The organism is Halobellus rarus (assembly GCF_024494595.1).
Lineage (GTDB): Archaea > Halobacteriota > Halobacteria > Halobacteriales > Haloferacaceae > Haloquadratum > Haloquadratum rarum.
Genome location: NZ_JANHDI010000006.1, coordinates 79061 through 104845, shown reverse-complemented (window position 1 = coordinate 104845; position 25785 = coordinate 79061). Strand labels below are relative to the sequence as shown.

Below are 25785 nucleotides of genomic sequence, written 5' to 3'. Positions count from 1 at the left end.
TCTGGACCGACGGGCGTCTGACGTTCGATCCGAATCCGACCCGTTCGGGAGGTGTGAGATGTTCTCACTCATTCTGGTTCCTTACCGTCAGGTCATCCCCGATCAGTATAATCCTTTTGTCTACTCGGTGACCGCCGTCGGACCAGATCCGGAGATCGATCGGCTCCCGCGCGCCGGGCCCGACGAATGCGGTCCACCCACCACTGTAGCCTCGGGCGCGAAACGACAAAGCAGCGACTGAAATCCCCACGAGGGTCGAGTCGTGCATCGACAGTGATGGTCAGGCCGTCCGCCAGCCCGTCCACACCACCCGGAGAAGTGCTCTCCGAGCGGAGTCTCACAGGGGGCTACTGTAGTCGCCCCGTCCGCCACTCCTCGGTGTCGGGGACCTGATTGAAGGTGTAGACGTGGAGGCCGCGGATGTTGTACGTCGGATCGTCGGCGTACGGTGCCAACCCGTCGACCAGTTCGTCGGGTCGGTATCGACCTCGGGACCCGATGAACTGCTTGACGAAGCCCACGAGACCGGTCGTCTTCTTCAGGAACCGGACCGAGTCGCCGACGCCCACCTTCTGAGAGATGCTCAGGAGTTTCTCGTACTTCATCACGCCCGGGATGCCCACCTCGATCGGAAGGTCGACACCCCGGTCGCGGACCGTCTCGATCCATTCGAGGATGGTGTCGGGATCGTAGCACAGCTGGGTGGCGATGTACGTCGCGTAGGGCGCCTTCTTCTCCATCGCCTCCGCGAGCGTCTCCTCGGAGAGGAACTCGTGCCCCTCGGGATATCCGGTGATGCCGACCTCGTCGAACTCGTACTCGAGGTCGTCGAGCGCGGTGAGCATATCGTAGGCGGAGGTGAACTCGCCGATCGGTTCCTCGCGGTCGCCGCCGGGGACGAAGATGTCGGAGATCCCGACGGCTTCCAAGCGCTCACAGATCTCGGCGAGGTGCTCGGAGTCGCGAACGTACCGCGCCGAGACGTGCGGAACGACCTCGTAGCCGGCTTCGGCGGCCTCCTCGGCCGTCTCGATCGTCGCTTCGAGTTCGAGCGCCGGCGAGGCGGTGATCGTCACTGTCGCGCCGTCGGGGAGGTGACGGACCTGTTCGTCGAAGCTGTCGAACGGCATCAGTTCGAACCGCGGCGATTCGAGGAGCGCAGACGCCGTTCCGGTCGCCGAGGGGCGCTGACTGGACGTCATCGACGATCCTCCGCGTGGGGGGCTCGGTCCGTCGTTCCCGTGCGATCGACAGCGACGGCTCCGCCGGACAGACTGCCCGCTGTGAATCCACTCATTACCTACACTCAGTGGTAAGTGACTGATAAAGGTTGTCCTGCGCTCCAGAGGAGGAGGTGAGAAGGAGGAAATGAGGAGGAGATGGAGACCACCACCTCCCCACAGAGGACACCGTCGAGACCGCTCGGTGGCTACAGCGTCTCGTACTCCACGTAGGTACCACCGACAGTATCAGCGGTTGTCCGACGTGTACGGCACCGGTGCGACCGTCGCCGAGATTTCCCTGCGCGCGTGGCGCTCGACGGCCGGATTCCGACGTCCGTCGGGTTCGCCCCAGACGAGCGTGAGTTCGGTGCCCGGATCGGCGACCGCGAGGTCGACGACCGCGAGCGAGATCACCGTCCGCTCGTTGTAGGTGTAGGCGGCCCACATCGACGTGCCAACCAGGTCGTCGCCGTCGCGGACGGCGTCGTGATGCGAAGTCGAGCGCCACGGGACGGGAAGGTCGAGGGACTTCGCGGGTCCGCCCTCGAAGAGCGACGCGAAGACGTCGACGACGTCTGCGTCGGCCCACTCCAGCGTGACGAGCGTCCGCGAGGGATCTTCGGCCTCCGCCGCCAGGGCCTCCCGCCCGACGAAGTCGTGATCGAAGTCGATCAGGCGGTCGTAGCCCAGTTCGATCGGCGTCACGTAGTAGTCGGTGACGTCTTCGGCGTCGAGGCTGCCGGCGATCGAGTAGTGCGCTTCGAGGCTGTGCGCGCTGAGCCACTCGCGGTAGTCGGACATCGCATCGCCGTCGTAGACGGCGGGCAGCGGCATCCCGACCCAGCCGGAGACGACGGCGGAGCTCCCGTAACTCTTCGCGCCCAACTGTCGAATTCCCCGGTCTTCGCCCGCCTCGAGGATCGTCGAGTGGATCGCCTCCGCGTCGTCCCAGGGACCCCAGAACTCGAAGCCGGCCTCGCCGGCCATCCCGTGGCGCAGGAGCGTCACCTCGCGGCCGTCGATGCTGACGTCGTCGAAGCGAAAAAACCCCAGATCCGGGAGGGGCTCGTCCGTCACTTCCGCCATCAGATCGACGGCGTTCGGTCCCTGCAACTGATACCGGTAGTTCTGGGGCGGACCGTCGCGGACGCCCGACGTCTCGTCTCGGTCGGTTCGGACGTCGTAGTCGCCGGTCTCGACGTGGTACTGGATCCAGTTCGCCGTCTGTGGCGGCCCGACGAGCGCCAGTTTCCCGCGGTCGAGGTACAGGAGGATACCGTCGCCGATGAAGTAGCCGTCCGGGTTCGCGACGACGAGCTGTTTGGCCGTCCCGGGCTCGAAGCGGTCGAAACCGTTGATCCCGAGATCGGAGAACAGATCGAGCGCGTCGGGGCCCTCGACCCGGTAGTCGACCATATGGTGGGACTGATCCGCGAGGGAACACGCCTCGGCCCAGGCCCGCTGCTCCTCGATCCAGTGGGTGTGCTCGTCTGGGACGTTCGGGAACCCGGCCCAGCCGGTCCCGCGATTCCGGAGGAGATCCACGACCGAGTCGCTCGATCGGACGACGTCCGCGAGAGTTGATTCGCTCATCTATGGAGGAGAGACGCGCTCCCCGTAGGTTAACTGTTGTGTAGCCCCCGACGGGTCGCTCCGATCGACCGTTTTCGATACGATCTGAGTGAAATATTTATACGGGTGGAGGGATGCCGAAGTGATGTTCGAGTACCAATGGAAGTGCGCCTGGGGAGACGCCGATCCCCACGGCATCGCCTACTATCCGAACCTCGTCGACGCGATGCACCGCGCCGGGGAGGAGTTCATGGACGACCGCGGCGTGGCCTACTGGGATATCCCCGAGGAGTACGGCGTTCACCTGCCCATCGTGTCGATGGACACCGATTTCACCCGTCCAGTGACCGTCGGTGACGTGGTCACGATAACCGTGGAACCGGACGTCGGAACCAAGAGCCTCGGGATGGAGTTGACGGGGCGCGACGCCGACGGCAACGCGCTGTTCACCGGAGACGAACGGCACGTCTGCGTCTCGAAGGCTGACAACGAGCCGCAGGCGCTTCCGGACGCGGTGAGAACGGCTGTCGGCGACGACTGACACTCTCGACCGAAGAAGGGACGATCGACACCGGGCACACCGAAGCAGTCGGAAACACCAGTCGGGCAACCCCCACATCCGGGAACCAGCAGCCAGGCACCCCAACGACCGTCGTCGAGGGCTCGCGTGATGACGACGGTCGCCCGGACGTCGGAGCCGAGACCACGAAGGCGTGCAAACGCTGCGGGAGGTGGATCCGACGGGATCAGTCTCCGTACTGGTAGTTGATCGTGACCTTGTTGGTCATCTCCTGAAGTTTCTGGACGATCTCCTCCTGGTAAGTCGAGTCCCGGATCCGACCGGTCGGGACGACGATTCCGAACGATCCGAGGATTTCCTCGTCGATGATGATCGGGACCGCCGCCATCCCCATTCCGATGACCTGTTCGTCCCAGTCGATGGCGTAGCCGTCCTCACGGACCTGTTCGAGTTCCTGCTTCAGAACCTCGGGGTCGGTGATCGTCTGGTCGGTCCGTTTTTCCAGTCCCCGCTGTTCGATGATCTCGTCGATCCGCTCCTCGGGGAGGTACGCGAGGATCGCTTTCCCGGTGGCTACGGTGTGAAGCGGAGTGGTCGCCCCGGAGTACGTTCCCAGGTTCAGGGCCTGTCTCCCCTCCTCTTGGTGATATACCAGCGCTCGCCCGTCGCTTTCGACCGTCAGTCCAACGAGTTCGTCGGTCTCGGAGACGACCTGTTTCATCTCCGGCTTCGAGACCTGGTAGAGGCGGTTCCGGTATTTCATTTTCCCGCCGATAGTGATGAAATACGAACTGAGGTGGTACTCGCCGTCGTCCCGAGATACGTACCGTGTGTCGTTCAGCGAGCGCAGGTAGTCGTACACGGTGCTGTCCGGGAGGTCTAACCGCGAGGCGATCTCGGAAGGGCCGGCACCGTCCAGTTCCCAGAGAATGCTCAAGATCTCGAACGCCCGCGCGACGGTGGTGAGCGGCGTGCGGTCAGTGGGCATACTAGCGAGAGGCTACGAAGCCAGTTGAATATTCCGGTCTTTCCGGATACATCTGGGAAGGTGACGGTTGTCACCGTGGCTACCGCTTTCGCGCGTGGCGTCGACAGGGTCGCAACGAGTCCGAGATAACAACCGCTCGAAAACGGGCGACGAAGCCATTTCGACCGAGCACGCGTACCCACATTGTATCCCGGCTATCGGTGCGGGGGAGCCACTTCGGTCGAACGAGCGACCGCCGACTCGCGCGTTCGTTCGATTCTCGCTCGCACTGGGTGAGTTACGGGCATATCGGACGGACCCGGATTAATAATTGTGATATTCAAGCCGTCGCGAGGTGCGAACGAGCTGAAACCGGCTGAGATGACGCTACACAACTCACAAGATCCATACACCGAATATCGGCCTTCGAGATAGGGGGCTCACTCAGTGGGACCCCAACGTTCACTGCGGCACGGTGGGATCGTGGGTACCAGAGACGGGGATCAAAATAACACAAGTACGACTGTGATATTCAGCGTAAATCGGGGAGAGAAGCTCGAAATACGGGTCAGGATGAACGAGAATTGTCCCGGATATATCGGATCGTCCCTTTGTTTTACATTTCATATAGTCGAGTGAAAGCCTCGACCTGATGGCGACCCACGGAGGAGCGGTCGCTCACCGTTTCCCGACCATACCGGACATTACGAGTGGAAGACAGGGATCAGCGACAACCCGTCGAGAGCGGGTCGAAACCGCATCGAAGACGGACTGCGACGGGTTCAGAACCGCGTGTGGAGCATCACTCGCCCCTGACCGGAACGTACCGATCGAGGACCGACTCGCCGGCGAACAGGCGGGTCACATTTTCGGCGAGTTGATCGATGTTGCCCCGTCGGCACGCGCCAGTCATCGCGGCGATGTGCGGCGTCGTCACGACGTTTTCGAGCGCGTGAAGCGGCGAATCGGACGGAAGAGGTTCGGTTTCGAAGACGTCGAGTCCCGCGCCGGCGATCTCGTCGGAGCGGAGGGCGTCGACGAGCGCCGTTTCGTCGACGACGGGACCCCGAGAGACGTTGACGAGTATCGCGGAGTCTCGCATCCGACGCAGTTCCCGAGGGCCGATCAGATGACGCGTCTCGTCGGTCAGTTCCGGCGTGAGGATCACGAAATCGCTCCGTTCGAGCAGATCATCGAGCGCCTTGATCTCGGCATCAGCGAGTTCCGCGTCGATGGTCGGAACGTACGGATCGTGAACCAAGACGTCGACGTCGAACCCGGAGAGGAGTTTACCGACCCGCTTGCCGACGTTGCCGAAGCCGACGATGCCGACCGTCGTTCCGGACACCCGCGTCCCCAGCGGATACTCGTCGCGCCACTGACCCGCCGAGAGGAGGTCCTCGGCGGTCGGGAGTCGGCGGGCGCACGCGAGCGTGAGACAGAGGCCGTGTTCGGCGACCGACAGCGCGTTGTGACCGGGCGTGTGCGTGACCGTGACGCCGTACTCCCGTGCGGCCTCGAGGTCGATCGAGTCGATTCCGGTCCCCAGCTTTCCGATCAGTTTCAGGCGGTCGGCCGCCGCGATAACGTCGCGAGTGAGCGGGACACGAGAAGTCACCAGAAGCACGTCGTACTCGCCGACGACCTCGAGAAGAGCTTCCTCGTCCCCGTCGATGCCGACGGTCGCCTCCCAGTCGTCGTCGAGATAGTCGAGCAGTCGGTCGGTGGGCGTGATGTCCTGATCGATCAGTACGCGCGTCATACGTCGGCCGACGGGCCTGGGGTACTTTGCAGTTATCACCTGAGGCGGAAGCGAAAAACGTGGGCTGCGCCGGGCGGCGAAGTAAGGTGGGTTGGTCAGTCGGTGGCCGGCTTACCGGCTGTCTTCGGTGTACGGAGCCGTCGCGACGGTCGCGCGGATCTCGGTCTGCTCGTGGCGTTCGACCCGCTTGTTCGTGTTGTCTTCGGGTTCGCCCCAGACGAGCGAAACCTCGGTTCCGGGTTCGGCGTACTCGCTGTCGACGACGGCCAGAGAGATCAGCTCACGCTGATTGTAGATGTAGGACTTGTCCGTGGAGACGCCGACCTGTTCGCCGTCGTCGAGGACCTTGTCGTAGTGGCACGCCGACGAGCGCGGGTGCGGAAGCCGCATAAACTTCTTCGTCGGGCCGTCGCTGAACAGCGACGCGAAGACGTCGACGACGTCCTCGTCGTTCCAGACGAGCGTGACCTTCTCGCGGTCGGGATCGCCGGCTTCCGCCGCGAGGGCCTCGCTGCCGCAGTAGTCGCCGTTCGTGTCGATGATGTGCCCGTAGCCGAGCTCCGTCGGCGTGAAGTAGTAGTCGGTGATGTCGTCGGACTCGAAGCTGCCGCCGATCGAGAGCAGGCCGTCGCCGACGTCGAGCCATTCGAGGTAGTCCTCCATCCCCTCGTCGAAGATGGCGGGGACGACGAGCGGGATCCAACCGAGGATCGCGTTCGGCGTCTGGTAGCTCTCGGCGCCGAGGTGCTTGATGTCGTACTCCTCGCCGGCGTCCATGACGATCTCCTTGATCTCCTCGCCCTCCTCGTAGGGGCCCCAGAACTCGTATCCGGCCTCGCCGGCCATTCCGTGGCGGAGGATGTTGACGTCGTGTCCCTGGATGGAGACGGCGGTGTGGTTGAAGAAGCCGAGGTCCGGCAGCGGCTCGTCGGCGACGTCCTGCATCACGTCGACGGCGTCGGGGCCCTGCACCTGGAAGCGGTAGTAGGTGGGGTCCTCGTCCATCGTGACGGGCCGGGGCTGCATCTCGGCCTCGAGGTCGTAGTCACCGGTTTCGGCCTGGTACTGGAGCCAGTTGTGCGCGGCCGCGCCGCCGACGCTCAGGAACTTGTCCTCTTCGAGGTGGAACCAGATCGCGTCCCCGATGAACTTCCCGTTGGGGTTGGCGACGACGAGCTGCTTCGCCTTGCCGGGCTCGGTGTTGTCGAACTTGTTGACGGCGTAGTCGCGATAGAAGTCGAGCGCGTCGGGACCCTCGACGTACTGATCCGTCATGTGATACGACTGGTCGGCGAAGGCGACCGACTCCCGCCAGGACCGCTGCTCTTCGATCCAGTTGGTGATCTCGTCCGGGACTTTAGTGAATTTCCCGACACCGAGATCGCGCATAAGTTCGACCGGACTGCCCGCCTTGTCGGCGGCCTCCGCCATACTGTCGCTGAAAGACCACGATCGTTCGCTCATAGTAGTGCAGCCTAAAGGAGAGACGTATTGTACTTAAGGTTTAGGTAAAATAGGCGCGTTCTCAGGAGAATATTACCGCCAATAGAGAGGCCCCAACACGGGAGTAGAATAGATATATAAAATCTTCTATTCGTCTTTCGCGCTCAGCCGGTCCAGTTTGCCCGTCGAGGTGCGCGGAAGGGACTCGTCGACGAAGCGGTACTCCCGGGGACGTTCCATCCGGGCGAGTTCGTCGCTCTCGAGGCACCACTCGTCTAACTCTTCGGCCGTCAGTTCGGGGTCGGCGGGGTACACGTACGCCACGACCTTCTCGCCGTACTCGTCGTCCTCGACGCCGACGACCGCCGACTCGTTGACGTCGGGGTGCGCGTTGAGTCGCTCCTCGACGGGGGCGGGGTACACCTTGATCCCCTTCGAGAGGATCATCAGGTCGGTTCGACCCTCGAGGTAAATGAACCCCTCCTCGTCCTTGTATCCGAGGTCGCCGGAGTACCACCAGCCGTCCTCGAACACCTCCTCGGTCTTCCGCGTGCGCTCCCAGGCCCACACCGGACAGTCCGGAGCTCTGACGGCGAGTTCGCCGACCTCTCCCGTCGGCTTGACGTCCTCGTAGGTACCCTCGTCGTCGACGACGCGGATCTCGACGCCGGGGACCGGCTTGCCGACGCTCTCGACGCGGTCCTCGGTGAGTTCGGGGTTCTCCATCACCGTGGCGTACGCCTCCGTCGCCGCGTAGGAGTTCTTCACCACGTCGCAGACGCTCTCGCGGAGCCGCCTGAGCGTCGTCGCGTTCAGGACCTCGCCAGCCGACATCACCCCAGACAGCGAACTCAGATCGTACTCGTCGAACGAGTCGAGGTTGAGGATCTCCCGCCACATCGTGGGCACGAGGAGCGCGCTGGTCAGGTCGTGCTCGTCGATCATCTCGAGATACGTCTCCGGGTCCCAGGAGCTCAAGAAGTACGTCGTCGCGCCCGAGACGAGCGCGGGAAGCACCACGGAGTACCAGGCGGCAAAGGAGGGAGTGAAGACGTGCGGCTGGCGGGCGGGTCGGTTCAGTTCGTAGACGCTCACGAGCGTGGTAGCGCGGAAGTACAGGCCCCGGTTCGTGTGACACCACCCCTTCGGTTCGCCGGTCGTCCCAGAGGTCCACATCACGACGGCCGTGTCTTCCTCTCGCACGCGAACGTCGGGGTCGGCGGTGGATTGCCCGTCCAGGAACGGCTCGAAGGACTCCTCGTAGTCGGTCTGTGCCTCGCCGACGTTGACGATCACGTCGAGGTCGGTGTCGATCTTGTCGCGGAGACGCTCCTCGAAGAACTCCGAAGTCTCCTCGTCGACGACGAGCGCGCGGGGTCGGAACGAGTCGATGACGTGTTCGAGCGTGTTCGGCGACGCTCGGACGTGTAAGTTCGAGACGGTGCAGCCCGTTTTCAGCCCGCCGTTCCAGAGCACGGTGTGTTCGAGGGAGTTCTCACACAGCAGCGCGATCCGATCGCCCTGGCCGACGTGCTGTCTGAACGCGTTGGCGGCCTGATTACTCCGGCGGTCGAACTCCGACCAAGTCATCGTCTCACCGTCGACGCCGTTGCCGAACGCGACCTTGTCCGGGTTGTTCTCCGCCGCGATTCGAGACAGATCTTTGATAGGAGGCACCTCTACCGTCGACGTGTGATGCATAATAACGGGGACGAGATGATCTAACTTATAATTTGAGAAAGACCCGCAATGACGTCCGTCGCCGGATGCTGACGGCACGAGCGGTTGTCTGAACATATCTCAATAGTATTTATATCAATAAATTTTCTATATTTTGATTATAATTCTATCTAACCATTTTAGATCGTTGTGAAGGTAGTTAACTTATTTAAGTCTATATTTATCTTATTATGTTTCTTCCATTATATCAATTATTAGTACTAATCGCAGCCGCGTGGAGTCACGAGCACCGAAACGGAAGATACGGCCCGTATGGGGTCGACGCCGTAGACACGGTCACCCGTGTTCCCGGGGAGACCAGTCGGCGGTCTTTTGCCAGGGCCGACCGCGCTTACTCGTGGGCGTGGACTTCGACCGGGAAGTCGCGTTCGCCGGCCTCGATGGAGACGTCCAGCCAGTTCGACGCCGGGACGAGTGGACACTCGTACGCCGGGTTGTACGCGCAGGTCGGGTTGTACGCGCGGTTGAGATCGAGTAGCCAGGTCCCGTCGTCGCGGCGGTCCTCGGCGGGTTCGAGGTCGATGTACCGACCAGCCCCGTACGTCTCCTCACCGCTGGTCGCGTCGCGGAAGGGCACCCACAGCCGATCGCTCCCGTCAGTCGGCTCGAAGGCATCGAGGGTGACCTCAGTCCCGTCGACCTCGAACCGGAACTGCCCCACGCGACGGTACGTCTGCTCGCCGTCGGCCGTCGTCTCGACGGTGACCGTCTCGGGGTCGTCGTAGCGGTGAAGCGCCAGCCCGAACCGGTAGTCCGGATCGACGTCGTAGTGGTCGAGGCCGGGGAACGCCTCCCCCCGCAGTTCGGGCGGAATCGGGGAGCGCTGGTTCTCGCGGAAGTACCGCTCTTTCCGTTCGCGATTCCGCTCGACCGCCTCCTGCCAGTTGCTGTCGTCGTGTGTGCTCATAGGTTGAAATCGGGTCGATCGACCCGTTGGTCCGACAATCACGGTAATATTGTTTCCAGCGGACAATAACACTTGCGCGGTCGCAGGGGCGGATGCACGGGCGAGGCGATCGCTTCGCACGCCGAGATCGAGCGGCGGTCCGCACCACAGCGAGAGACAGTGGGTGAGAGAATCCCTGCAAACGCTACTATAATACGGGCCTGGCGCAAACGCGGGATATGGACTACCGATACGCCGGCGACGCCCACGAACGACTGTTCGCCTCGTATCAGGACGACACGGAACCGTTTCCGACGAGCGTGACGGCGTGCTTCCCGGATCGGGACCACCGCCGAGAGGAGATCGCGATCCTCCAGGAACTGTTCTTCCCGACGTGCTGGAACGCACCGGAGCTCGTCCGCGACGAACTGGCCGTGCTGGACCGACTCGACGACCTGGGAAGCCTGTTCAAGGCCGGGATCTGTCCGTACTCGGACGGCCGACCGAACGAGACGGTGGCCGCAGTGCTCGACAGTCTCCCCCGAGTTCGAGACCTCCTCAAACGCGACGTCGAGGCCGCGTACAAGGGCGATCCGGCGGCGAAGACGTACATGGAGATCATTCGATCGTACCCCGGGTTCCTGGCGATCGCGGTCCAGCGCGTCGCACACGTGCTCTACGACATCGGTGCGGGCGAGTACGCGCGGGAACTCACCGAGTCCGCGAAGACACAGACCGGCATCGACATCCACCCGGGCGCGGAGATCGGCGAACACTTCTTCATCGATCACGGGACGAGCGTGGTCATCGGCGAGACGGCGACCGTCGGCGAGTGGGTCCGACTGTACCAGGACGTGACGCTCGGCGCGCTCCACTTCGAGGAGGAGGAGGGCGACGAGCACGCGTTGAAGAAGGGATACAAGCGCCACCCCGACATCGGCGATCACGTCGTCATCGGGGCCGGGACCAAGGTTCTCGGGGCGGTGACCGTCGGCGACCACGTGAGCATCGGCGCGAACTCCTGGATCACGGAGGACGTCGACGATCACACGAAGGTGTTCATCAAGGACCATCCGACGCAGGAGCGCAAGCGGTACGATTGAGCGGCGTCGGGGAGATCGTACTGTCGGCAGGCGAGAATCGTGGGCGACGATGACGAAAAGCCGAAGCCCCTCGACCGCGTCGGTCGGGGTATGTCAACCACTCAGACGCTGGTGCGAGACGTAATGTCGACGCCGCTCGTGACGATCAGCCCCAAGGCGACGCTCGTCGAGGCGGCGACGCGGATGCGAGAGGAGAACGTCAGCGCCCTGCTGGTGCCGACGACCGAACTCGCGATCGTCACCAGCACGGACGTGCTCGACGCGGTCGCCGCCGAGCGCGACCCGGCGACCGTCACCGTCGCCGACGTGATGACCGAATCGGTGGAGACGGTGCCACCGGACCTCCGACTCACCGAGGCGGCCGCGATGATGGAGAACTTCGGGATCAGCCACCTCCCGGTCGTCGACGACGACCTCGTCGGGATGGTTTCCTCGACCGATATCACGGCGCAACACACCTGATCGGGGAAATCCCGGGTGAAAACGGTCGGTCCCGAACGGCCGGGGCGGACGGTCTCTCGTCGCGACCCCCGACGCCCTCGAAAGCACACGATTCAACTGCCCGGGCCGCCTTCGGCGCGTATGGATCTCGTTGCTGCACTGAACGCCGATACCGGGATCACCTGCGTGGTCGGTGCCGGCGGCAAGAAGACGACCCTCGCGGCGCTCGCTGCGCGACTCGACCGCGCGGTCGTCACCGCGACGGTCCGAATTCCCATCTTCGACGACTGGGTGGAAGAAGTCGTCGTCACCGACGATCCGGTCGACGTCGCCCGCGAGCGGCTAACGGTTGACGCGAACCGGGCCGACGGCGCGGCGATCGACGGGTGGCCGATCGGCCTCGTCCCCGAGCGGGAGCGCGAGGATCGCTATCGCGGGTACGAGCCGGAAGTCGTCGACGCCCTCGGCGAACTGGACGTACCCGTCCTCGTGAAGGCCGACGGCGCGCGGATGCGGCGGTTCAAAGCGCCGGACGAGTGGGAGCCGCGGCTCCCCAGAACAGCGGACACGGTGGTGTCGATCGCGAGCGTGCACGCGGTCGGCGAACCGCTCTCGGAGTCGCTGGTGCACCGGGTCGACGAGGTGTCGAAGCTCACCGGGCTCGAACCCGGCGAGACGATCGAGGCGGCGGACGTCGCCGAGGTGCTCGCGAGCGACCGCGGCGGGCTCAAAGACGTCCCGGAGGGGGCGACGCCGATTCCGTTACTCAATATGGTCGACGACGCCGACCTCGAAGCGACGGCCCGGGAGGTCGCGAGCGAGATACACGAGCGCGCGGACGTCCCGCGAGTCGTGCTCGCGGAGATGCGCGCGGACGATCCGGTCGTCGACGTCGTTCGGTCGGCAGATCTGTAGCCCTCACTCCGCTCGAATCCGTTCCTTCGCGGCCTCGAACTCCTCGGGCGTGTTGACGTTCTCGAAGGTGTCCAGCGAGCCGACCGACTCGATCTCGTCGGCGTCGACGACGACCTCCTCGAGGTCCGAGAGCGGCGCGACGATGCGGTCGTCCCCGCGGTCGAGCGCGCGCCGGCAGGCCGCCGCCATCGCCTCGGTCCGGTAGACGGCCTGCGTCGTCTGGTACCACTCGTCGGGACGGGGGACCGCTGCGTCGGCTCCCGCCGCGCGCTCGAAGAGGAACTCGACGACGTCGGGGTCGACGAAGGGCATATCGCAGGCGACGACGACGGTGTACTCGGCGGTGACGACCTCCAGTCCGCGAGCGATGCCGGCCATCGGACCGGCGTCTGGGTCGCGGTCGATCGCGAACGTCGGGTCGAACGAGGCGTCGGAGAACGCGTCGGCGACGGCGTCGACCTGGTCGTCCCGGCAGTTGACGACGACCTCGTCGACGACGGGCGCGAGGCGGTCGACGACGCGGCGGATCATCGGCGTGCCGTCGAGGTCCGCGACGGCCTTGTCCCGATCGCCGAAGCGGGTCGAGCGCCCGCCGGCGAGGACGAGTACTGCGCGCATACCTCCCGTAGGAGAACGAGGATCAAGAACGTGGCGAGAGCCGATCGGGACCGGGACGCTGGGACGGGTCGATCGGACGGGACGGTCGGCGGAGCGGAGCGCATATATCCCGCCGGGCAGTCCATCGAACCGATGCGGGAGGACGAACTGGCGACGGCCGCGGTCGAGCACTTCGAGGCGGCCTTTGAGGGCCCCGAGATCGGTCTCGAAGAGCCCTACGACCACTACGGCAATCGTGGGTCCGTCGACCTCTACGTCCGGACGAAACCGCCCGAGCGGATCGAGTACCTCGTCGAACTGAAGGCGGACCCGGCCGTCCGGATGGCCGGCGGCGCAAACGAGATCCTCAGACAGTACCGACGGATGGAGCGGTACTTCTACGAGGACGACGCCCACGACCTCCGGAAGCGGCTCGGTCGCGAGGGGCCGGCCCTGTACCTCCTATTGCTCTTCGCGCCCACGGCGCGCTGCGTCGAGCACGTCCACGAGCACCGGCGGCTCTACGGATCGATCGACGCGGATGTGTCGGTCGACGGCGTCCCCGCGACCCGGAAGGTCGCGTTCCTGACTAACCTCGACGACGCGGCGGCCGGGGGGCTCGGCTTCCTCTCGGTCAACGGCGGGGTGGAGATCGGATCCACGGCGTTCGAAGACGCCGTTCCCGACGGCTCGCGGTTGGCCGAGGCGCTACGCGAGGCCGACGTCGAATAGTTCCCCGCGGAACCGCCGTCTGTCACCCTCTGGGACCGCTCACCACGCCCGTTCGAGGATCCCGACGATCCCCTCGATCGTGGGGTCCACTCCCTCAGGAGCGACGTCCAGCAGATCGTCGTCGGCCACGGCGGCCGCGATCTCGGGGAACTGCGCCTGTTCGACGCCCTCGACGTCTCGGAGGCGGTTCGGCAGCCCGAGGTCGTCGCGGACGGCCGCGACGGCGTCGATGACGCCCGCGGCGACGGCGTCGGGCGATCGTCCCGCGGTGTCGACGTCGAGCGCCTCCGCGAGCAGATCGCGTCTGCCGTCGACGGCGTCGAAGACGTACCGCAGCACGTAGGGCGCGAGGACGCCGTGAATCGTGCCCTGATGGACGTCGTGGCCGTGGGAGAACCCGTGGCCGAACGCGTGGATGATCGAGGCGCGGTAGCCGTCCGCTCCGGCCAGGCCGTACTGGACGCTCACGATCCCGGCCAGAACGTCGCCGAGGCGGTCTTCGTCCATCGGATCCTCCCGGATCGTCCCGAGCCCCGACTGGAGCAGGCGCAGGCCGCGCCCGGCGGTGCCGTCGGTGATGGGCGTCGCGTTCGGCGAGTACAGCATCTCGATGCCCTTGTCGAACCCGTTCATCGCCGACGCGGCGAGCACCGACTTGGGCGTCGTCCGGTACAGGTCGGGGTCGTAAAACAGCGCCGCGGGCATCAGTCGGGGGTCACCGACGCCCCCGCTCTCGTAGGTCTCTCCGGCCGAGACGTCGCGGTCGAGCGTGAGCGTCGCGCCCGCGATGTCCGAGAGGTCCGCGCCGGCGAGCGTCGTCGGCACGGCGACGATCGGGAGCGGGTCACCCCCGTCCGCGACGGATACCTCGCCGGTTTCGAGGGCGCGCTCGGCGACCGCTTCGCCGTCGCCGTGCGAGGAGAGCGCGGCGAGTACCTTCGCCGTGTCGAGTGTGCTACCGCCACCAACGGCGACGACGACGTCGACGTCGCGGTCGCGGGCCAGGCGGAGTCCCGCGAGCGCGGTGCCGAGCGTCTTCGCCGACGTCGTCTCCGGGAACTCCGAGACGAGTCGGCCGCCCAGTCCCTCTCGGATCGGGTCGACGACCGCCGGGGTCGTACCCACGGTCCGACCGCTCACGAGCATCGCGCGCTGTAGTCCGCGTCGATCGAGTTCGTCGCCGAGGCCGTCGACACAGCCGGTATCGACGACGATCCGTCCGGTGCGGAAGTCGAACGTGAAGCCCCGTGTCGGTGTCATACTCGGGGACACGACGCGCCGGGAGAAAGGTCTACCCCGGTCCTGTGTCCCACCGGCCGCCACGCCCGTGTGTCCACAATGAACGCCACGCTCGCCCGTCCACACTGAACCCTACGCTCGCCCCGCAGCAACGATCTCCACGCTCACCCGTCCACACTGAACGCCACGCTCACCCGTCGCCGTCGACCGCTTCGAGCGTCTCGATCGCGTCGTCGAACGCCTCCCGAGTCGGGTCGTCGCCGTCTTCGCCGGGATGAGACTCGCGAAGTGCCGGCAGGACGTCGGGATCGCCGAGCGCGCCGAGCGTATCGGCGGCCCACGAGGGATAGCCGTTCCCGCGACCGCGGTCTAACAGCTCACACAGTTCGCCTTTCAGCCACTCTCTCGGGACCGTTCCCGGCGCGGTCGCCTCCGCGTAGCCGACGACGAACAGGAGCGATCGGGGGTAGTTCGCCTCGCTTCGGAGGCGATCACGCAGGTCGTCCGCGTGCGGAACGAACAGCTCCGGCCGTTCCTGGGCGACGCGCGCCAGCGAGTCGGAGACGTAGACGAGCGCTCTGATCTCGGCGGAGCCCATCCACTCGATCGGCGCCGGGATCCCGTCGACTCCCTCGGGATACGGCTCGACGGCGGCGAGGATCGCTTCGACGAACGGCGCGAACAGCTCCGGTCGGTCGTGGAGGTGCTGGAGCGCCTCCGCGGCGGCGACGCGACCGTCCGCGTCGTCAACTGGGAGGAGCGAGGCGATGGTCGCCAGCTCCTCGTGCGTGATCGATTCGGGGTCGTCCTCGGCCCGATCGAGCAGTCGCTCCGCGAGCGCTCGCCGGTCGTCCGGATCGGCGGAGAGCGAGATCGAATCGGCCGACTGCGGCGACTCCTCACCCGTCATCGTCCGAGGTCGAGGTCCAGTTTGAGCGAACCGAGAACGCGGTGGTAAACCGCCCGCTTGTCCATTCCGGTGCGCTCACAGAGCGTGTCGATTTCCCCTGCGGTGAACGTCGGGCCGAGTTCGACGAGGAGATCGTAAAACGACGCCGAGTAGCGAGGCCGGTCCTCGCCGGTTCGGGCGATCAGTCCCGCCCGGACGAGTTCGTCGAGGACGATCTCGAAGTCCGGCTCCGTCGCCGGCGCGGCCGGTCGGGACCCGTACTCCGGGTGATCCTCGAACTGGTAGAAGTGGTCAGCAGCGGGTCGAACCGACGACCCGTGTTCGGTCATAAACTCGTACACCCGATCTCCGGCACTATCGAGCGACTCCGGGTCCGGAGTATCGACGTCCGCCCCGTACCGCCACAGCAGCGCCTCGATCAGTTCCGCGTCGACCTCGTGGCTGTCGATCAGGTCGTGGGCTCGTTCGGACACAGGCGGTCTTCGGAACCGCCGTAAATAAATCATCACACGGAACGGGAGCCGCGGAGAAGAGAGCGGCGAGTCGAACAGCGTAAGTCGTCGTGTCGACTCGGGAGACCTATGGAGGTCCTCGCCCGGTTGCTCGGACTGCTCGCGCTCCTCTTGGTGGGGACCGGACTTCGGTTCTCGGGCGTCCTCGATGCGGCCAGAACCCAGCGGCTCAACGCCCTCGCCTACTACGTCGCTCTGCCCGCGCTCGTCTTCGTCTCGACGTACGATCGGGCGATCGGCGAACTGCTCACCGCCGACCTGTTCGTCGGGCTGCTGTCGGTGGTCTTCGCGACCGCGGGCGTCGCGTGGCTCCTCCACCGGAGTCGGGGGCGGAGTGGCCGACAGAGCGTCGCCATCGTCCAGTCGTACCACTCGAACCTCGGTTACCTCGGACTCCCGCTCGTCGCGGCCACGTTCGACGCCCGCGTGACGGCCATCGCGAGCGTCGTCCTCGGCGTGGTGTCGCTGGCGCAGATCCCGCTCACGATCGTCGTGCTCACGACGATCAACGAGGCGGACGCCCCCATCGCCGAGGAGTTGGGCAGGCTCGTCCGCAATCCCGTCCTCGCGACGCTCGTCGCCGGACTGGCCGTCGGATCACTGGGACTCTCGGTTCCCGGGCCGCTCACCGCCGGTCTCGACGTCCTCGGAGCGCTTGCACTGCCGATCGCGCTGCTGTGCGTCGGCGCGTCACTCCAGATCGATCTCCCGAACGTCGACGTCGGCGCGAGCGGCGCGGTGGTCGCGACGAAGATCGCGATCATGCCGGCGCTCGCGTGGGCGGCGTTCTCCGTACTCTCGGTCGACGCCGCGACCTTCACGGCCGCCATCGTGATGCTCGGGACGCCGACGGCGGTGTCGACGTACGTGTTCGCGAACGAACTCGGCGGCGACGAGGAGTTCGCCTCGCTCAACGTGTTCCTCACCACGCTCGCGTCGGTCGGAACGCTGTTCGTGCTCATTCGAGCGGTCGGATGAGAGAGCGGGCCAGGGGACTGACCGCCTGTCGTTGCGGGACTCACGCGAGGTCTGACTCACCGTACCAGCCCGCGACGACGAGGTAATCCCGGAGGAAGACGGCGAGCGACGGGGCGAGCACGATCACGGCGAGCGGGCGGGCCGTCGCCGGCGAGAGCAGCGGTGAGAGTGCAACCGTGATGAACGCCATCTGGACGCCCGCGAGGGGGCGGCGGACGACGCTGTCCGGCAGGTCGTAGACGGGTTTCCCGCGGCGGCGACGCAGTCCGCGGCCGAGTTTGAACAGGTAGCGCGCGGCCGACAGCGACAGGTACCAGACGGGGAGCTGTCCCCAGAGCACCGCCACGACGGGCGCGACGAGGAACCCGGTCGTATCGAACGCGAGGTCCAGTTTGGCCCCGAGAAGGGTGCGGCGATCTCCCCGTCGCGCCAGAAACCCGTCGACGGCGTCCAGCGCACACCCCGTTCCGTAGAGGAGCGCGGGCAACCACGCGATTCCGGGACGCGGCGCGAGCGCGCCGAACCCCGCCAACGCGGCGAAGAGCGCCCCGCGGGCCAGCGTCACGAGGTTCGGCGCGCCGAGCGATTCGTAGACCGTCGCTCGCGCGTCAAGGCTGTCGGTCTCGCTCCCGTCGTCGTCGCTCTCCGGCCGGTTCGCGCCGAGGTACCAGAGGCAGAACCACAACTCGAAGGCCGCAACAGTCGCGGCGGGCAGCAGCCACCGGACTCCCACGCTCGTCATCCCGGACGCGCCGGGTCCGAGGATGGGGCCAGCGCCGGCGACCGCCACGGAGAGCAGCGCCGCGCCGCCGAGCAGGAGAGCCGAGACGGCCGTCGCCACGGCGACCCACTCGCGCCGGAGCGCCGACGGGACGTTGCGGACCGTCGTCACCGTTCGAACCCCGGATCTTCGAGCGTTGCGAGCCCCTCGCGGTCGTCGGCGGTCAGCCGGACGCGCGCGGCCGCGAGGTTCGATACGATGTGGCCTGAGTCGTTGCTGGCGGGGATGGGGACGACGCCGCGGTCGACGTGGAACGCCAGGGCGACGACGGCCGGCGCGACGCCGTGCGCGTCCGCGACGTCGCGGAGGACTGGCTCGTCGAGGAGCCCCGGCGCCGACAGCGGCGAGTGCGCGACGACCCGGACCCCGCGCGCGTGACACCACTCGACCAGTTCCGACCGGGGCCGGTACGGGTGCGACTCGATCTGGACGATCGCGGGGGGTACGCTCGCGACGTCGACGATCCGTTCGAGTTGCTGAATCGAGACGTTGCAGACGCCGAGCGTCCGCGTGAGCCCCCGCTCGTGGAGCCGTTCGAGCCGCTGCCACGTCTCTTCGAGTCGGTGATCGACGGTCTCGGGGTCTCCGTTCGAGTCGGTGGGAAACGTCAGCGCCTCCTGGGCTTCCACGGGCTTGGACGCCAGGTCCGAGAGCGGCCCCTGGTACGACCACGCCTCGGGCCAGTGAAGCAGATACGAATCGAAGGCGTCGATCCCGAGTTCCGCCAGGCTGCCGCGACACGCCTCCGCGACGTGCCCGTGGTTGGTGTTCCAGACCTTCCCGATCAAAAAGAGCCCCTCCCTGTCGGGCGACCCCGGCGAGTCGAGCAGCTCGCCGATCCGCGTCTCGTTGCCGTACAGTTCGGCCGAGTCGAACAGCCGGTAGCCGGCGTCCAGCGCCGTCGCGACGGAGTCGATCCGATCGACGTACTCGCCGTCGCGGTACCGCGAGCAGCCGAACCCGACCGGCGGCAGGCGTATCGCGGCGTCCCGGACGGGAGGAGATACCGAGTCTGCCCCGGTGTCCGGTTCCCGTCGAGTGGTCGCGTCCCCGGGCGGGGGGCGAATCGCCGGCGGCCGGACGTCGTCGGGATCGAGCCCCCCCGAGGCCGCCTCGGAGAGGTGGACGCGTGAACCCGCCGACGCGGCGCGCTCGATGGCGTTGCAGACGGCGACGACGTGCGCGGCGCGGCGGGCGCCGCGGGTCGGAGCGCGGCCGTCCCGAACCGCCGCCGCGAGCCGCTCCGGGCCGGCGAGGTACCGGCGCTCCCGGCGCGGCTGCGGGTGCGGGGCCGCGACGTACGGCCGCCCCGCGCCGGCGACGGAGACCGTGTCGCGCTCGGCCGCGAGCGCACCGCTGTCGGACAGGTACAGCGAGCCGTCGTCGCCGTGGAGTTCGAGGCTGTTGAACTCCCGCGACCGGTGGGGCGCGTAGAGGCTCGCGGTGAGGCGGACGATCGGCCCCGACGCGAACCGGATCGTCGCTTCGGTATGCGTCGGCCGCTCGGGCCTTCGATTCTCACGGTCGGGCCAGACGTCGAGCGCGTCGGCGCTCCGAACCGCTTCGACCGGTCCGAACCAGGAGACCAGAAGCGACAGCGGGTACACCGCGCCGTCGTACAGCGGCCCGACTTCGAGGAACGAGTCGGGGTCGTCGTGCCACTCGGTCACCCGACCGACGTGGGCGTGGGCGTACCCCAGTCGGATCGGGCCGAATCGTCCGTCGCCGAGGAACGACCGGGCGTGTCGCTGCGCGTCACAGCGGTGGTTGATCGGCGCACAGCCGAGCGCGAGCCCGCGGCGGTCGGCGGTCCTGACGAGGTCCAGCGCGCGATCGGCGTCGAGTGCGAGCGGCTTCTCGCCGAAGACGTGGCGGTCCGCTCTGAGACACGTCCCCGTGACGTCGGCGTGGGCGGCGTGGCTCGTGAGGTTCACGACCAGCGGCGCGGACTCGGCGGCGAGCAGGTCGTCGAGGTCCGCGTACGGCGTCGCGCCGTGGTCCGCCGCCAGGCGCTCGGCGCGGTCGGCGTCGAGGTCGCAGACGGCCGCCAGGTCGAGGGGCGAATCTCCGAGCCCCGAGGCGTACTTCTCGGCGACCGCGCCCGCGCCGACGAACGCACACTTCATCGGCGGTAATTCGCCCGCGGGGATCAAAAGCGCGCTGGCAGGACGGGATCCTCGGAGCCGAGGGTAGTGCGGGTCACCGACGGAGAGTCGCCCGCGAGGCCGACGGAGTAAACACGGGGCGCGCCCAATCATCGGTATGGCACGGGTCGCCGTCGTCCACAACACGCTGGACTTCCAGGGCGGCGCGGACATCGTCTGCCTCACCGTCTGTGCGGCGCTTCAGGGGGCGCACGACGTCACGCTGTACACGCTCTCTGAGACGGATCCCCGGGTTCTCGTCGAGCGGTTCGATATCGATCTCGACGCCGAGGCGCTGACCGTCCGAATGCCGACCGGAGCGGTCACCGCGGCGCGGGCGCTGTCGTCTGTCGCGCCGGTCCTCGGGCCGCAGTTGCCGCTTCGGAGCGTCCTGATCCACCGCATCTTCGAGCGCGACGCCGACGCGTTCGACCTCGCGGTGAGCACCGCGAACGAGTTCGCGTTCTCGATCCCGTCGGTCCAGTACGTCCACTACCCGCAGTTTCACACGGGACGGCTCGCGGACGGATCGTCGGGGCCGTCGAATCGTCTCTGGAGTCGGCTCGCCGGACCGAGTCGCGCGGGGCTCGCCAGCGACGCCGTCACGTTGCTCGCGAACTCGGCGTGGACGGCCGGTGTCGTCGGGGAGATCTACGGGCTGTCTCCGGGCGTGCTCCACCCGCCGGTCGATCCGATCGACGGGGGAGAACGCTGGGACGAGAGAGAGGACGGAATCGTCGTCGTGGGACGAATCGCGCCCGATAAACGGACGCTCGACGCTATTCGGGTGGCCGACGGCGTCCGCGAGCGGGGGCACGACGTTCACCTCCACGTCGTCGGCGCGGCGCCGAGAGCGTACCGACAGTACGTCGAACGCGTCGAAGCGGCCGCCGCAGAGCGGCCGTACGTCACCGTCGAACGCGACGTCCCGCGGTCGCGGATCGAGGCGCTGCTCCGGACACACAGGTACGGGCTGAACCTGAAGCGAGAGGAGCACTTCGGGATGTCCGTCGCGGAGTACGTCGCCGCGGGGATGCTCGCGTTCGCTCCGGACGGCGGCGGACAGCGTGAGATTCTCGACGGGCGCGACGATCGACTGTTCGAGTCGGTCGACGGCGCGGTCGACCTGCTGGCCGCGGCGATCGACGAAGGCGAGTCCCCTGACCTGTCGCCGGAGCGGTTCAGTAGCGCGCGGTTCCGCAGGGCCTTCCGTCGGGCCGTGACCCGAGCCCTACATTAAAGACGATATGCGGTGATTGTCAACCTATGGCAACACAAACCTCGGACGGAATCAGTCTCCGCACGGAGACGCTGACCGGTCTCCACTGGGCCGGAGTCGTATTGGCAGCGATAACCGGCGTGATCCATCTGTGGCTCGGCGTGAGTTTCGCTCCGAGTCCGCTCGGAATCGCCTTTCTCGTGGCCACTGTGGGATTCTTCGGCGGGGTCGCCGCCGTACTGGTGGACTATCGTCGGCGGCTGATGTATCTGCTCGGAATTCCGTTCACGGCCGGACAGGTCGTCCTCTGGTACGTCGCCAACGCTCCCGACTTCGGTCCGCCGGGGATCGCGGACAAAATCGTTCAGGTGCTTTTGATCGCCGTGCTGATCGTCCTGTATCGGCAGTCGGCGTAACGGCGGCTGAGAACTACTCGATGTGGCCTTCTTCGCGCAGTTGCTCGGCGTCCTGCTCGGAGTAGCGCCACTCGATGTTCGCCTTCTCGTCCTGCCAGTCCCACGGTTCGACGAGGACGACGTCGCCCTCGTTGATCCAGGTGCGGTACTTCATTCGGCCGGGGATCCGGCCCATCCGATTCTTTCCGTCTGCACACCGAACGCGAACGTGGTTGCCGCCGTTGTGTTCCGTTACAACAGCGAACAGCTCGTCACCGTGGGGCATCCGTAGGTTCCGACGCCCTGATTCTTCAGTCACAACGGAGATACGTCGGCAGGGCTCATAAATGGCCGGTTCCCTGGACGGGCCACTGTTCAGTCAGGCGTGAAATCGTCGGACCGGCCCGGAGGTGCCTCGAGTAACCAATTACGATGAAGTTCGTTCGGGAGTGGTACGAGGACCTTCAGGGACCGGTCCAACCACTCACCGGGCAGTTGAACCGCCGGCTCGCGGAGTACGCGCCCGATAGAACCACGGCCGAGACAGCGGGTTCTCTCGCCGGCGAAACGGGTCGCTGCGACGACTCTCGTGAATGCGGTTACAGCCGTCGTTGAGGACGACCACAGACGCTCGCGAAGCGGTGGCTGGTCGGGTCTGAGCCCGACGACGTTCGGGACGGTAGTGCACCGACTCGCCGAACTCCGGCCGCCGAGAGACGAGTGGTCGACACTCGTTCGTCGTCTGAGTCGGATGGCCGATGAGGGGCCGACTGAGACGGATCTCCGCGATGCCGTGGAACACGCAGCCGATGCGGTGGGGTTTGTGGATCAGGTTGAGGCCGGCGTCCAACTCCAGGCGACCCACGACGAGTTCTCCGTCGTCGCCCGGCTGGGGAAGTCGCGAATCGTCGGTGATATCGACCGACTGCTCGTCGCTCCGGACGCCTACCACATCGTTGACTACCAGACGAACGATCTGTCATCGACGTCGACTGCCGATCTGGCCGACCACTATCGGCTGCAGATGCTCGCGTACGCGTTGGCCCTCCTCCAGCACAGCCCCGACCGCAGTGTTCGTGCCTCTCTTCGGTTCACCGACGCCGGTGTCGAAGAGCGGTTTGAATGGGACTCGAGCGAGTACGCTGCGATCGAATCTGAACTCCGTTCTATGCTGGCGTCGCTGTCTGAATGTTGACGCTCTGGTGGCGCGGAAGTCCTCGCCTGGGCCCCACCGTTTCCGTCCTCGTCACCACGCGGTGTGAGCGGTCTTTCATCGTGACGGACCGCTAGAAGCGAACAAACCGCGCGACACGGACAGTCGATGGACCGGATGAGAGACGGGCGGACACTACCGGTCGCATCACGGTCAGGTCACCGGTCGGGGCCCCGGGTGCGCCCGGCGCGCTCGGCTGCCTCGACGACCGTTCCGAGGAGCCGCTGAACGTCGTCGTTACGGAGGGCCGAAAAGAGGCCGAAGAGGCCGACCCGCCGGTCGGTCGTCTCGTCCGTAAAGGCCCCAACGCCGGCATCGAGCGTCTCGATGACCTGCGGATCGCTCGCGTGCTCGGCCACGTCCGCAGCCCGTCCCAGCCGTTCGCCGAGCCGGTAATATTCCTCGGTGCTACGGTCGGCAGCGTCGCCGAACCCCTCCACTAGCGCGAGTAGCCCGCGGACGGTCTCCATATTCTCACCCAGCGCGACGAGTGCGTCGACGGATTCCGCGCGGTCGAAGGCCGCAGCAAGTCGGCGTACGTCTCTGCGTGCGGCCGCGGCCGCTGCCTCGTCTTCGGGGGCGGCGTCCGCGAGCGCGTCGCTGGCTACTTCGAGCGTCGACAACAGATCGAGGAACGTGTCAGTGTTGTCGCCGATCTGGCGCAACAGCACCAGCGTCTGCTCGTGCTCGAACGCCATACGAAGTTGTGCGATCTCCCCGCGGTTCTCGGCGGCGACGGTTCGCAACTCGGGGACGAGTTCCGCAGCGAGTCCCTGCGCGACGACAACTAGATCGAGCAGATCGGCCAGCGGATCGGCGTTGTCGCCGACGTGTTCGATGAGCCGCCTCGTCTCTCCGTTCTCCAGGGAGGTCCGTAGATCGGCCAGCGGCTCGCGATTTTCTGCCACGGCCGTGCGCACTTCCGGTACCAACTCCTCGCTCAGTCCCCGCACCACAGTGAGCAGGTCTAACAGTGCGATCAGGTCGTCTGCCCGCGCGTCGACGCGGGCGGCCAACTCCTGCATATCGGCGTCCGCATCGGCACTCGTCGAGAACGCGTCGACGTCTGATGGTGTCTCACTCATCGTTCAGGGAACCGGGTCGTACCCACGCATCCAGACGTTCCAGTACAGCGACGGGATCACGTTGACGTCGAGAATCCAGTTGAGTCGGCTCACGACCGGCGCGGAGATGGAGTTCTCGTAGTCGAATTCCGCGATCATCGCCTTGCCTTTCTCCACGAGGATCGGACAGGCGGTATAGCCGTCATAGTCGGGAGCTGGCGGCCGATCCTCGAGGTACCGCTCGACGTTGTCGACGACGACGTGCGACTGCTTGCGCGCCGCTGAGGCGGTCCGCGAGGTTGGCACGTCGGCGTTGTCACCAAGGGCGAACACGTTCGGATACGTCTCGTGTTGGAGCGTGTTGTCGTCGACAGAGACATACTCGCCGCCGTCGGTCAGCGGCGAGTTCTCGACGACGAACTCCTGACCATACTGGGGCGGGACCGGCGCGTACAGGTCATACTCGAGCGTTTCGCCCTCTTCTGCGTGGACAGTCCGATTCTCGTAGTCGACCTCGGAGACGGTGAACTCGGGAACGAACGTGATATCACGCTCGGCCCAGATCTCCTCGATCCGCTCCTGGTAGGGCGCCTTCGGCCCCGTGCCGAAGACCTCGGGTCCGGGCTTCGTCATCACGACCTCCGCGTCGTCGCGCACGCCGCGCTTGCGGAGGTACTCCTCCATCAGCATCGTGAGCTTCAACGGTGCGCCGCCGCACTTGATCGGCGTGTCCGGGACCGTCACTAAGAAGCGCCCACCGTCGAATTCGTCGACTGCGCCGCCTAACGCTCGCGCCGCGGATGCGTGGTAGAACGGGTACACCGAATCGGTTCGATTCCACCCCTCGAGCATCCCCGGGATCGCCTCCGGTCGGCGGTCGTTCCCGACCGCGGAGATGAGGATATCGTACCTGTAGGAACCGCCCTCTCCGGCGACCGTCTGCTCGTCCGGATCGATCCCGACGACTTCGTCTTGGACGAATTCGACCTCGCCGTGGAGCAACTCGCGTGTGTCGCGCTGTTGCTCGTCGAGGTCCATGTAATCGAACGGGATCAGATAGTAGGCGGGCTGATAGCTGTGCGTTCGGCTCTTGTCGATCACGGTCACATCAGCGTCAATTCGCCGACGGAGCGCGTTCGCTGTCATCGTCCCCCCGGTGCCGCCGCCGAGAATGAGGACGTTCGGTCGTGTTGCTGTCATCGTGGATCGGTGTCGGTAGTCATTTGTCGCTCGTTCCGACGTCTTTCGCCGTTTCGCTCGGCTCCAACTTCTGACCGGAGTACGACGATCCGGCCACGTTCACCGATACGTCAGCTTCGAGTTGTGCATCGATCATTCAATATCGCGCCGTGAGTGACACTAACGGCCGATGCACATCTGTATTGAGTTGTCGCACGACAATCTCGTCGCCCGTGCCTCACTGCGGTCG

24 protein-coding genes and 1 pseudogene are annotated in these 25785 nt (G+C 66.0%); 9 read left to right on the top strand and 16 right to left on the bottom strand.

Annotated elements, in window-relative coordinates; translation table 11 throughout:
- Nucleotides 1–347 precede the first annotated feature (347 nt).
- Together NO876_RS07430 and NO876_RS07425 are read right to left on the bottom strand one after the other, a co-directional pair.
- Nucleotides 348–1202, bottom strand: coding sequence for a methylenetetrahydrofolate reductase (locus NO876_RS07430; protein ID WP_256421056.1), 855 nt, complete (start codon nt 1200–1202; stop codon nt 348–350).
- 267 nt (nt 1203–1469) lie between these two features.
- Nucleotides 1470–2816 carry a hypothetical protein gene (locus NO876_RS07425; protein WP_256421055.1) on the bottom strand — a complete coding sequence of 449 codons (1347 nt, stop codon included), beginning with the start codon at nt 2814–2816 and terminating at the stop codon, nt 1470–1472.
- Nucleotides 2817–2940: 124 nt separating this feature from the next.
- Here NO876_RS07425 and NO876_RS07420 point away from each other — a divergent pair, with 124 nt between their 5' ends.
- A complete protein-coding gene (locus NO876_RS07420) occupies nt 2941–3336 on the top strand; it encodes an acyl-CoA thioesterase (RefSeq protein WP_256421054.1) in 396 nt (131 codons plus the stop codon).
- A gap of 205 nt (nt 3337–3541) precedes the next feature.
- On the opposite strand, the gene NO876_RS07415 is transcribed toward NO876_RS07420, so the two are convergent.
- From NO876_RS07415 to NO876_RS07395, 5 genes are all read right to left on the bottom strand, one after another.
- On the bottom strand, nt 3542–4303 hold the full coding sequence (locus NO876_RS07415; protein WP_256421053.1) for an IclR family transcriptional regulator: 762 nt from the start codon (nt 4301–4303) through the stop codon (nt 3542–3544).
- Between the two features lie 781 nt (nt 4304–5084).
- Nucleotides 5085–6044, bottom strand: a complete 960-nt coding sequence (locus NO876_RS07410) for an NAD(P)-dependent oxidoreductase (RefSeq protein WP_256421052.1) — start codon at nt 6042–6044, stop codon at nt 5085–5087.
- Nucleotides 6045–6155: 111 nt separating this feature from the next.
- Nucleotides 6156–7508: a hypothetical protein gene (locus NO876_RS07405; protein WP_256421051.1), complete on the bottom strand. Its 1353-nt coding sequence runs from the start codon at nt 7506–7508 to the stop codon at nt 6156–6158.
- Nucleotides 7509–7634: 126 nt separating this feature from the next.
- A complete protein-coding gene (locus NO876_RS07400; RefSeq protein ID WP_256421050.1) occupies nt 7635–9188 on the bottom strand; it encodes a class I adenylate-forming enzyme family protein in 1554 nt (517 codons plus the stop codon).
- Nucleotides 9189–9558: 370 nt separating this feature from the next.
- Nucleotides 9559–10134 carry a DUF1684 domain-containing protein gene (locus tag NO876_RS07395; RefSeq protein WP_256421049.1) on the bottom strand — a complete coding sequence of 192 codons (576 nt, stop codon included), beginning with the start codon at nt 10132–10134 and terminating at the stop codon, nt 9559–9561.
- A gap of 218 nt (nt 10135–10352) precedes the next feature.
- Between NO876_RS07395 and epsC the strand changes: the two genes are divergently transcribed.
- The 3 genes from epsC to yqeC all read left to right on the top strand — a co-directional run bounded on the left by epsC (nt 10353) and on the right by yqeC (nt 12572).
- A complete protein-coding gene (gene epsC, locus NO876_RS07390) occupies nt 10353–11216 on the top strand; it encodes a serine O-acetyltransferase EpsC (protein WP_256421048.1) in 864 nt (287 codons plus the stop codon).
- 90 nt (nt 11217–11306) lie between these two features.
- On the top strand, nt 11307–11678 hold the full coding sequence (locus NO876_RS07385) for a CBS domain-containing protein (RefSeq protein WP_256421047.1): 372 nt from the start codon (nt 11307–11309) through the stop codon (nt 11676–11678).
- 120 nt (nt 11679–11798) lie between these two features.
- Nucleotides 11799–12572, top strand: a complete 774-nt coding sequence (gene yqeC, locus NO876_RS07380) for a selenium cofactor biosynthesis protein YqeC (protein WP_256421046.1) — start codon at nt 11799–11801, stop codon at nt 12570–12572.
- A gap of 3 nt (nt 12573–12575) precedes the next feature.
- On the opposite strand, the gene mobA is transcribed toward yqeC, so the two are convergent.
- Nucleotides 12576–13190: a molybdenum cofactor guanylyltransferase gene (gene mobA / locus NO876_RS07375; RefSeq protein WP_256421045.1), complete on the bottom strand. Its 615-nt coding sequence runs from the start codon at nt 13188–13190 to the stop codon at nt 12576–12578.
- 132 nt (nt 13191–13322) lie between these two features.
- Here mobA and NO876_RS07370 point away from each other — a divergent pair, with 132 nt between their 5' ends.
- The gene (locus NO876_RS07370) at nt 13323–13901 is read left to right on the top strand and encodes a hypothetical protein (RefSeq protein ID WP_256421219.1); all 579 of its coding nucleotides are present in this window, start codon (nt 13323–13325) and stop codon (nt 13899–13901) included.
- 39 nt (nt 13902–13940) lie between these two features.
- On the opposite strand, the gene NO876_RS07365 is transcribed toward NO876_RS07370, so the two are convergent.
- From NO876_RS07365 to NO876_RS07355, 3 genes are all read right to left on the bottom strand, one after another.
- Complete coding sequence (locus tag NO876_RS07365; RefSeq protein WP_256421044.1) at nt 13941–15161, bottom strand: iron-containing alcohol dehydrogenase family protein; 1221 nt, start codon at nt 15159–15161, stop codon at nt 13941–13943.
- A 169-nt stretch (nt 15162–15330) separates the two neighbouring features.
- Nucleotides 15331–16050, bottom strand: coding sequence for a hypothetical protein (locus tag NO876_RS07360; protein ID WP_256421043.1), 720 nt, complete (start codon nt 16048–16050; stop codon nt 15331–15333).
- Complete coding sequence (locus NO876_RS07355) at nt 16047–16523, bottom strand: hypothetical protein (protein ID WP_256421042.1); 477 nt, start codon at nt 16521–16523, stop codon at nt 16047–16049. Before NO876_RS07355 ends, NO876_RS07360 begins: the two co-directional genes overlap by 4 nt.
- A gap of 108 nt (nt 16524–16631) precedes the next feature.
- Here NO876_RS07355 and NO876_RS07350 point away from each other — a divergent pair, with 108 nt between their 5' ends.
- The gene (locus NO876_RS07350; RefSeq protein WP_256421041.1) at nt 16632–17540 is read left to right on the top strand and encodes an AEC family transporter; all 909 of its coding nucleotides are present in this window, start codon (nt 16632–16634) and stop codon (nt 17538–17540) included.
- Nucleotides 17541–17580: 40 nt separating this feature from the next.
- Here NO876_RS07350 and NO876_RS07345 read toward each other — a convergent pair whose 3' ends face one another.
- Both NO876_RS07345 and NO876_RS07340 read right to left on the bottom strand, forming a co-directional pair.
- A complete protein-coding gene (locus NO876_RS07345) occupies nt 17581–18432 on the bottom strand; it encodes a CDP-alcohol phosphatidyltransferase family protein (protein ID WP_256421040.1) in 852 nt (283 codons plus the stop codon).
- Complete coding sequence (locus NO876_RS07340; protein ID WP_256421039.1) at nt 18429–20447, bottom strand: aldo/keto reductase; 2019 nt, start codon at nt 20445–20447, stop codon at nt 18429–18431. Before NO876_RS07340 ends, NO876_RS07345 begins: the two co-directional genes overlap by 4 nt.
- Before the next feature lie 136 nt (nt 20448–20583).
- On the opposite strand from NO876_RS07340, the gene NO876_RS07335 reads away from it, so the two are divergent.
- Both NO876_RS07335 and NO876_RS07330 read left to right on the top strand, forming a co-directional pair.
- Nucleotides 20584–21705 (top strand): glycosyltransferase family 4 protein, encoded by a 1122-nt coding sequence (locus NO876_RS07335; protein WP_256421038.1) that lies wholly within the window; start codon nt 20584–20586, stop codon nt 21703–21705.
- A 26-nt stretch (nt 21706–21731) separates the two neighbouring features.
- Nucleotides 21732–22100, top strand: coding sequence for a DUF7475 family protein (locus NO876_RS07330; RefSeq protein WP_256421037.1), 369 nt, complete (start codon nt 21732–21734; stop codon nt 22098–22100).
- Nucleotides 22101–22113: 13 nt separating this feature from the next.
- Here NO876_RS07330 and eif1A read toward each other — a convergent pair whose 3' ends face one another.
- Nucleotides 22114–22398: a translation initiation factor eIF-1A gene (eif1A, locus tag NO876_RS07325; protein ID WP_103992336.1), complete on the bottom strand. Its 285-nt coding sequence runs from the start codon at nt 22396–22398 to the stop codon at nt 22114–22116.
- 219 nt (nt 22399–22617) lie between these two features.
- Between eif1A and NO876_RS07320 the strand changes: the two are divergent.
- Nucleotides 22618–23274: pseudogene (locus NO876_RS07320) on the top strand (PD-(D/E)XK nuclease family protein); the annotation flags it as partial.
- 176 nt (nt 23275–23450) lie between these two features.
- Here the strand turns inward: NO876_RS07320 and NO876_RS07315 are convergent.
- Nucleotides 23451–24377, bottom strand: coding sequence for a DUF1641 domain-containing protein (locus NO876_RS07315; protein ID WP_256421035.1), 927 nt, complete (start codon nt 24375–24377; stop codon nt 23451–23453).
- A 3-nt stretch (nt 24378–24380) separates the two neighbouring features.
- A complete protein-coding gene (locus tag NO876_RS07310) occupies nt 24381–25556 on the bottom strand; it encodes an NAD(P)/FAD-dependent oxidoreductase (protein WP_256421034.1) in 1176 nt (391 codons plus the stop codon).
- Between the last annotated feature and the right edge of the window lie 229 nt (nt 25557–25785).

What these genes read in the sequence shown, in the direction of transcription:
- NO876_RS07430 (WP_256421056.1), bottom strand. Translation starts at nt 1,202, where the DNA reads ATGACGTCCAGTCAGCGCCCCTCGGCGACCGGAACGGCGTCTGCGCTC.
- NO876_RS07425 (WP_256421055.1), bottom strand. Translation starts at nt 2,816, where the DNA reads ATGAGCGAATCAACTCTCGCGGACGTCGTCCGATCGAGCGACTCGGTC.
- NO876_RS07420 (WP_256421054.1), top strand. Translation starts at nt 2,941, where the DNA reads ATGTTCGAGTACCAATGGAAGTGCGCCTGGGGAGACGCCGATCCCCAC.
- NO876_RS07415 (WP_256421053.1), bottom strand. Translation starts at nt 4,303, where the DNA reads ATGCCCACTGACCGCACGCCGCTCACCACCGTCGCGCGGGCGTTCGAG.
- NO876_RS07410 (WP_256421052.1), bottom strand. Translation starts at nt 6,044, where the DNA reads ATGACGCGCGTACTGATCGATCAGGACATCACGCCCACCGACCGACTG.
- NO876_RS07405 (WP_256421051.1), bottom strand. Translation starts at nt 7,508, where the DNA reads ATGAGCGAACGATCGTGGTCTTTCAGCGACAGTATGGCGGAGGCCGCC.
- NO876_RS07400 (WP_256421050.1), bottom strand. Translation starts at nt 9,188, where the DNA reads ATGCATCACACGTCGACGGTAGAGGTGCCTCCTATCAAAGATCTGTCT.
- NO876_RS07395 (WP_256421049.1), bottom strand. Translation starts at nt 10,134, where the DNA reads ATGAGCACACACGACGACAGCAACTGGCAGGAGGCGGTCGAGCGGAAT.
- epsC (WP_256421048.1), top strand. Translation starts at nt 10,353, where the DNA reads ATGGACTACCGATACGCCGGCGACGCCCACGAACGACTGTTCGCCTCG.
- NO876_RS07385 (WP_256421047.1), top strand. Translation starts at nt 11,307, where the DNA reads ATGTCAACCACTCAGACGCTGGTGCGAGACGTAATGTCGACGCCGCTC.
- yqeC (WP_256421046.1), top strand. Translation starts at nt 11,799, where the DNA reads ATGGATCTCGTTGCTGCACTGAACGCCGATACCGGGATCACCTGCGTG.
- mobA (WP_256421045.1), bottom strand. Translation starts at nt 13,190, where the DNA reads ATGCGCGCAGTACTCGTCCTCGCCGGCGGGCGCTCGACCCGCTTCGGC.
- NO876_RS07370 (WP_256421219.1), top strand. Translation starts at nt 13,323, where the DNA reads ATGCGGGAGGACGAACTGGCGACGGCCGCGGTCGAGCACTTCGAGGCG.
- NO876_RS07365 (WP_256421044.1), bottom strand. Translation starts at nt 15,161, where the DNA reads ATGACACCGACACGGGGCTTCACGTTCGACTTCCGCACCGGACGGATC.
- NO876_RS07360 (WP_256421043.1), bottom strand. Translation starts at nt 16,050, where the DNA reads ATGACGGGTGAGGAGTCGCCGCAGTCGGCCGATTCGATCTCGCTCTCC.
- NO876_RS07350 (WP_256421041.1), top strand. Translation starts at nt 16,632, where the DNA reads ATGGAGGTCCTCGCCCGGTTGCTCGGACTGCTCGCGCTCCTCTTGGTG.
- NO876_RS07340 (WP_256421039.1), bottom strand. Translation starts at nt 20,447, where the DNA reads ATGAAGTGTGCGTTCGTCGGCGCGGGCGCGGTCGCCGAGAAGTACGCC.
- NO876_RS07335 (WP_256421038.1), top strand. Translation starts at nt 20,584, where the DNA reads ATGGCACGGGTCGCCGTCGTCCACAACACGCTGGACTTCCAGGGCGGC.
- NO876_RS07330 (WP_256421037.1), top strand. Translation starts at nt 21,732, where the DNA reads ATGGCAACACAAACCTCGGACGGAATCAGTCTCCGCACGGAGACGCTG.
- NO876_RS07315 (WP_256421035.1), bottom strand. Translation starts at nt 24,377, where the DNA reads ATGAGTGAGACACCATCAGACGTCGACGCGTTCTCGACGAGTGCCGAT.
- NO876_RS07310 (WP_256421034.1), bottom strand. Translation starts at nt 25,556, where the DNA reads ATGACAGCAACACGACCGAACGTCCTCATTCTCGGCGGCGGCACCGGG.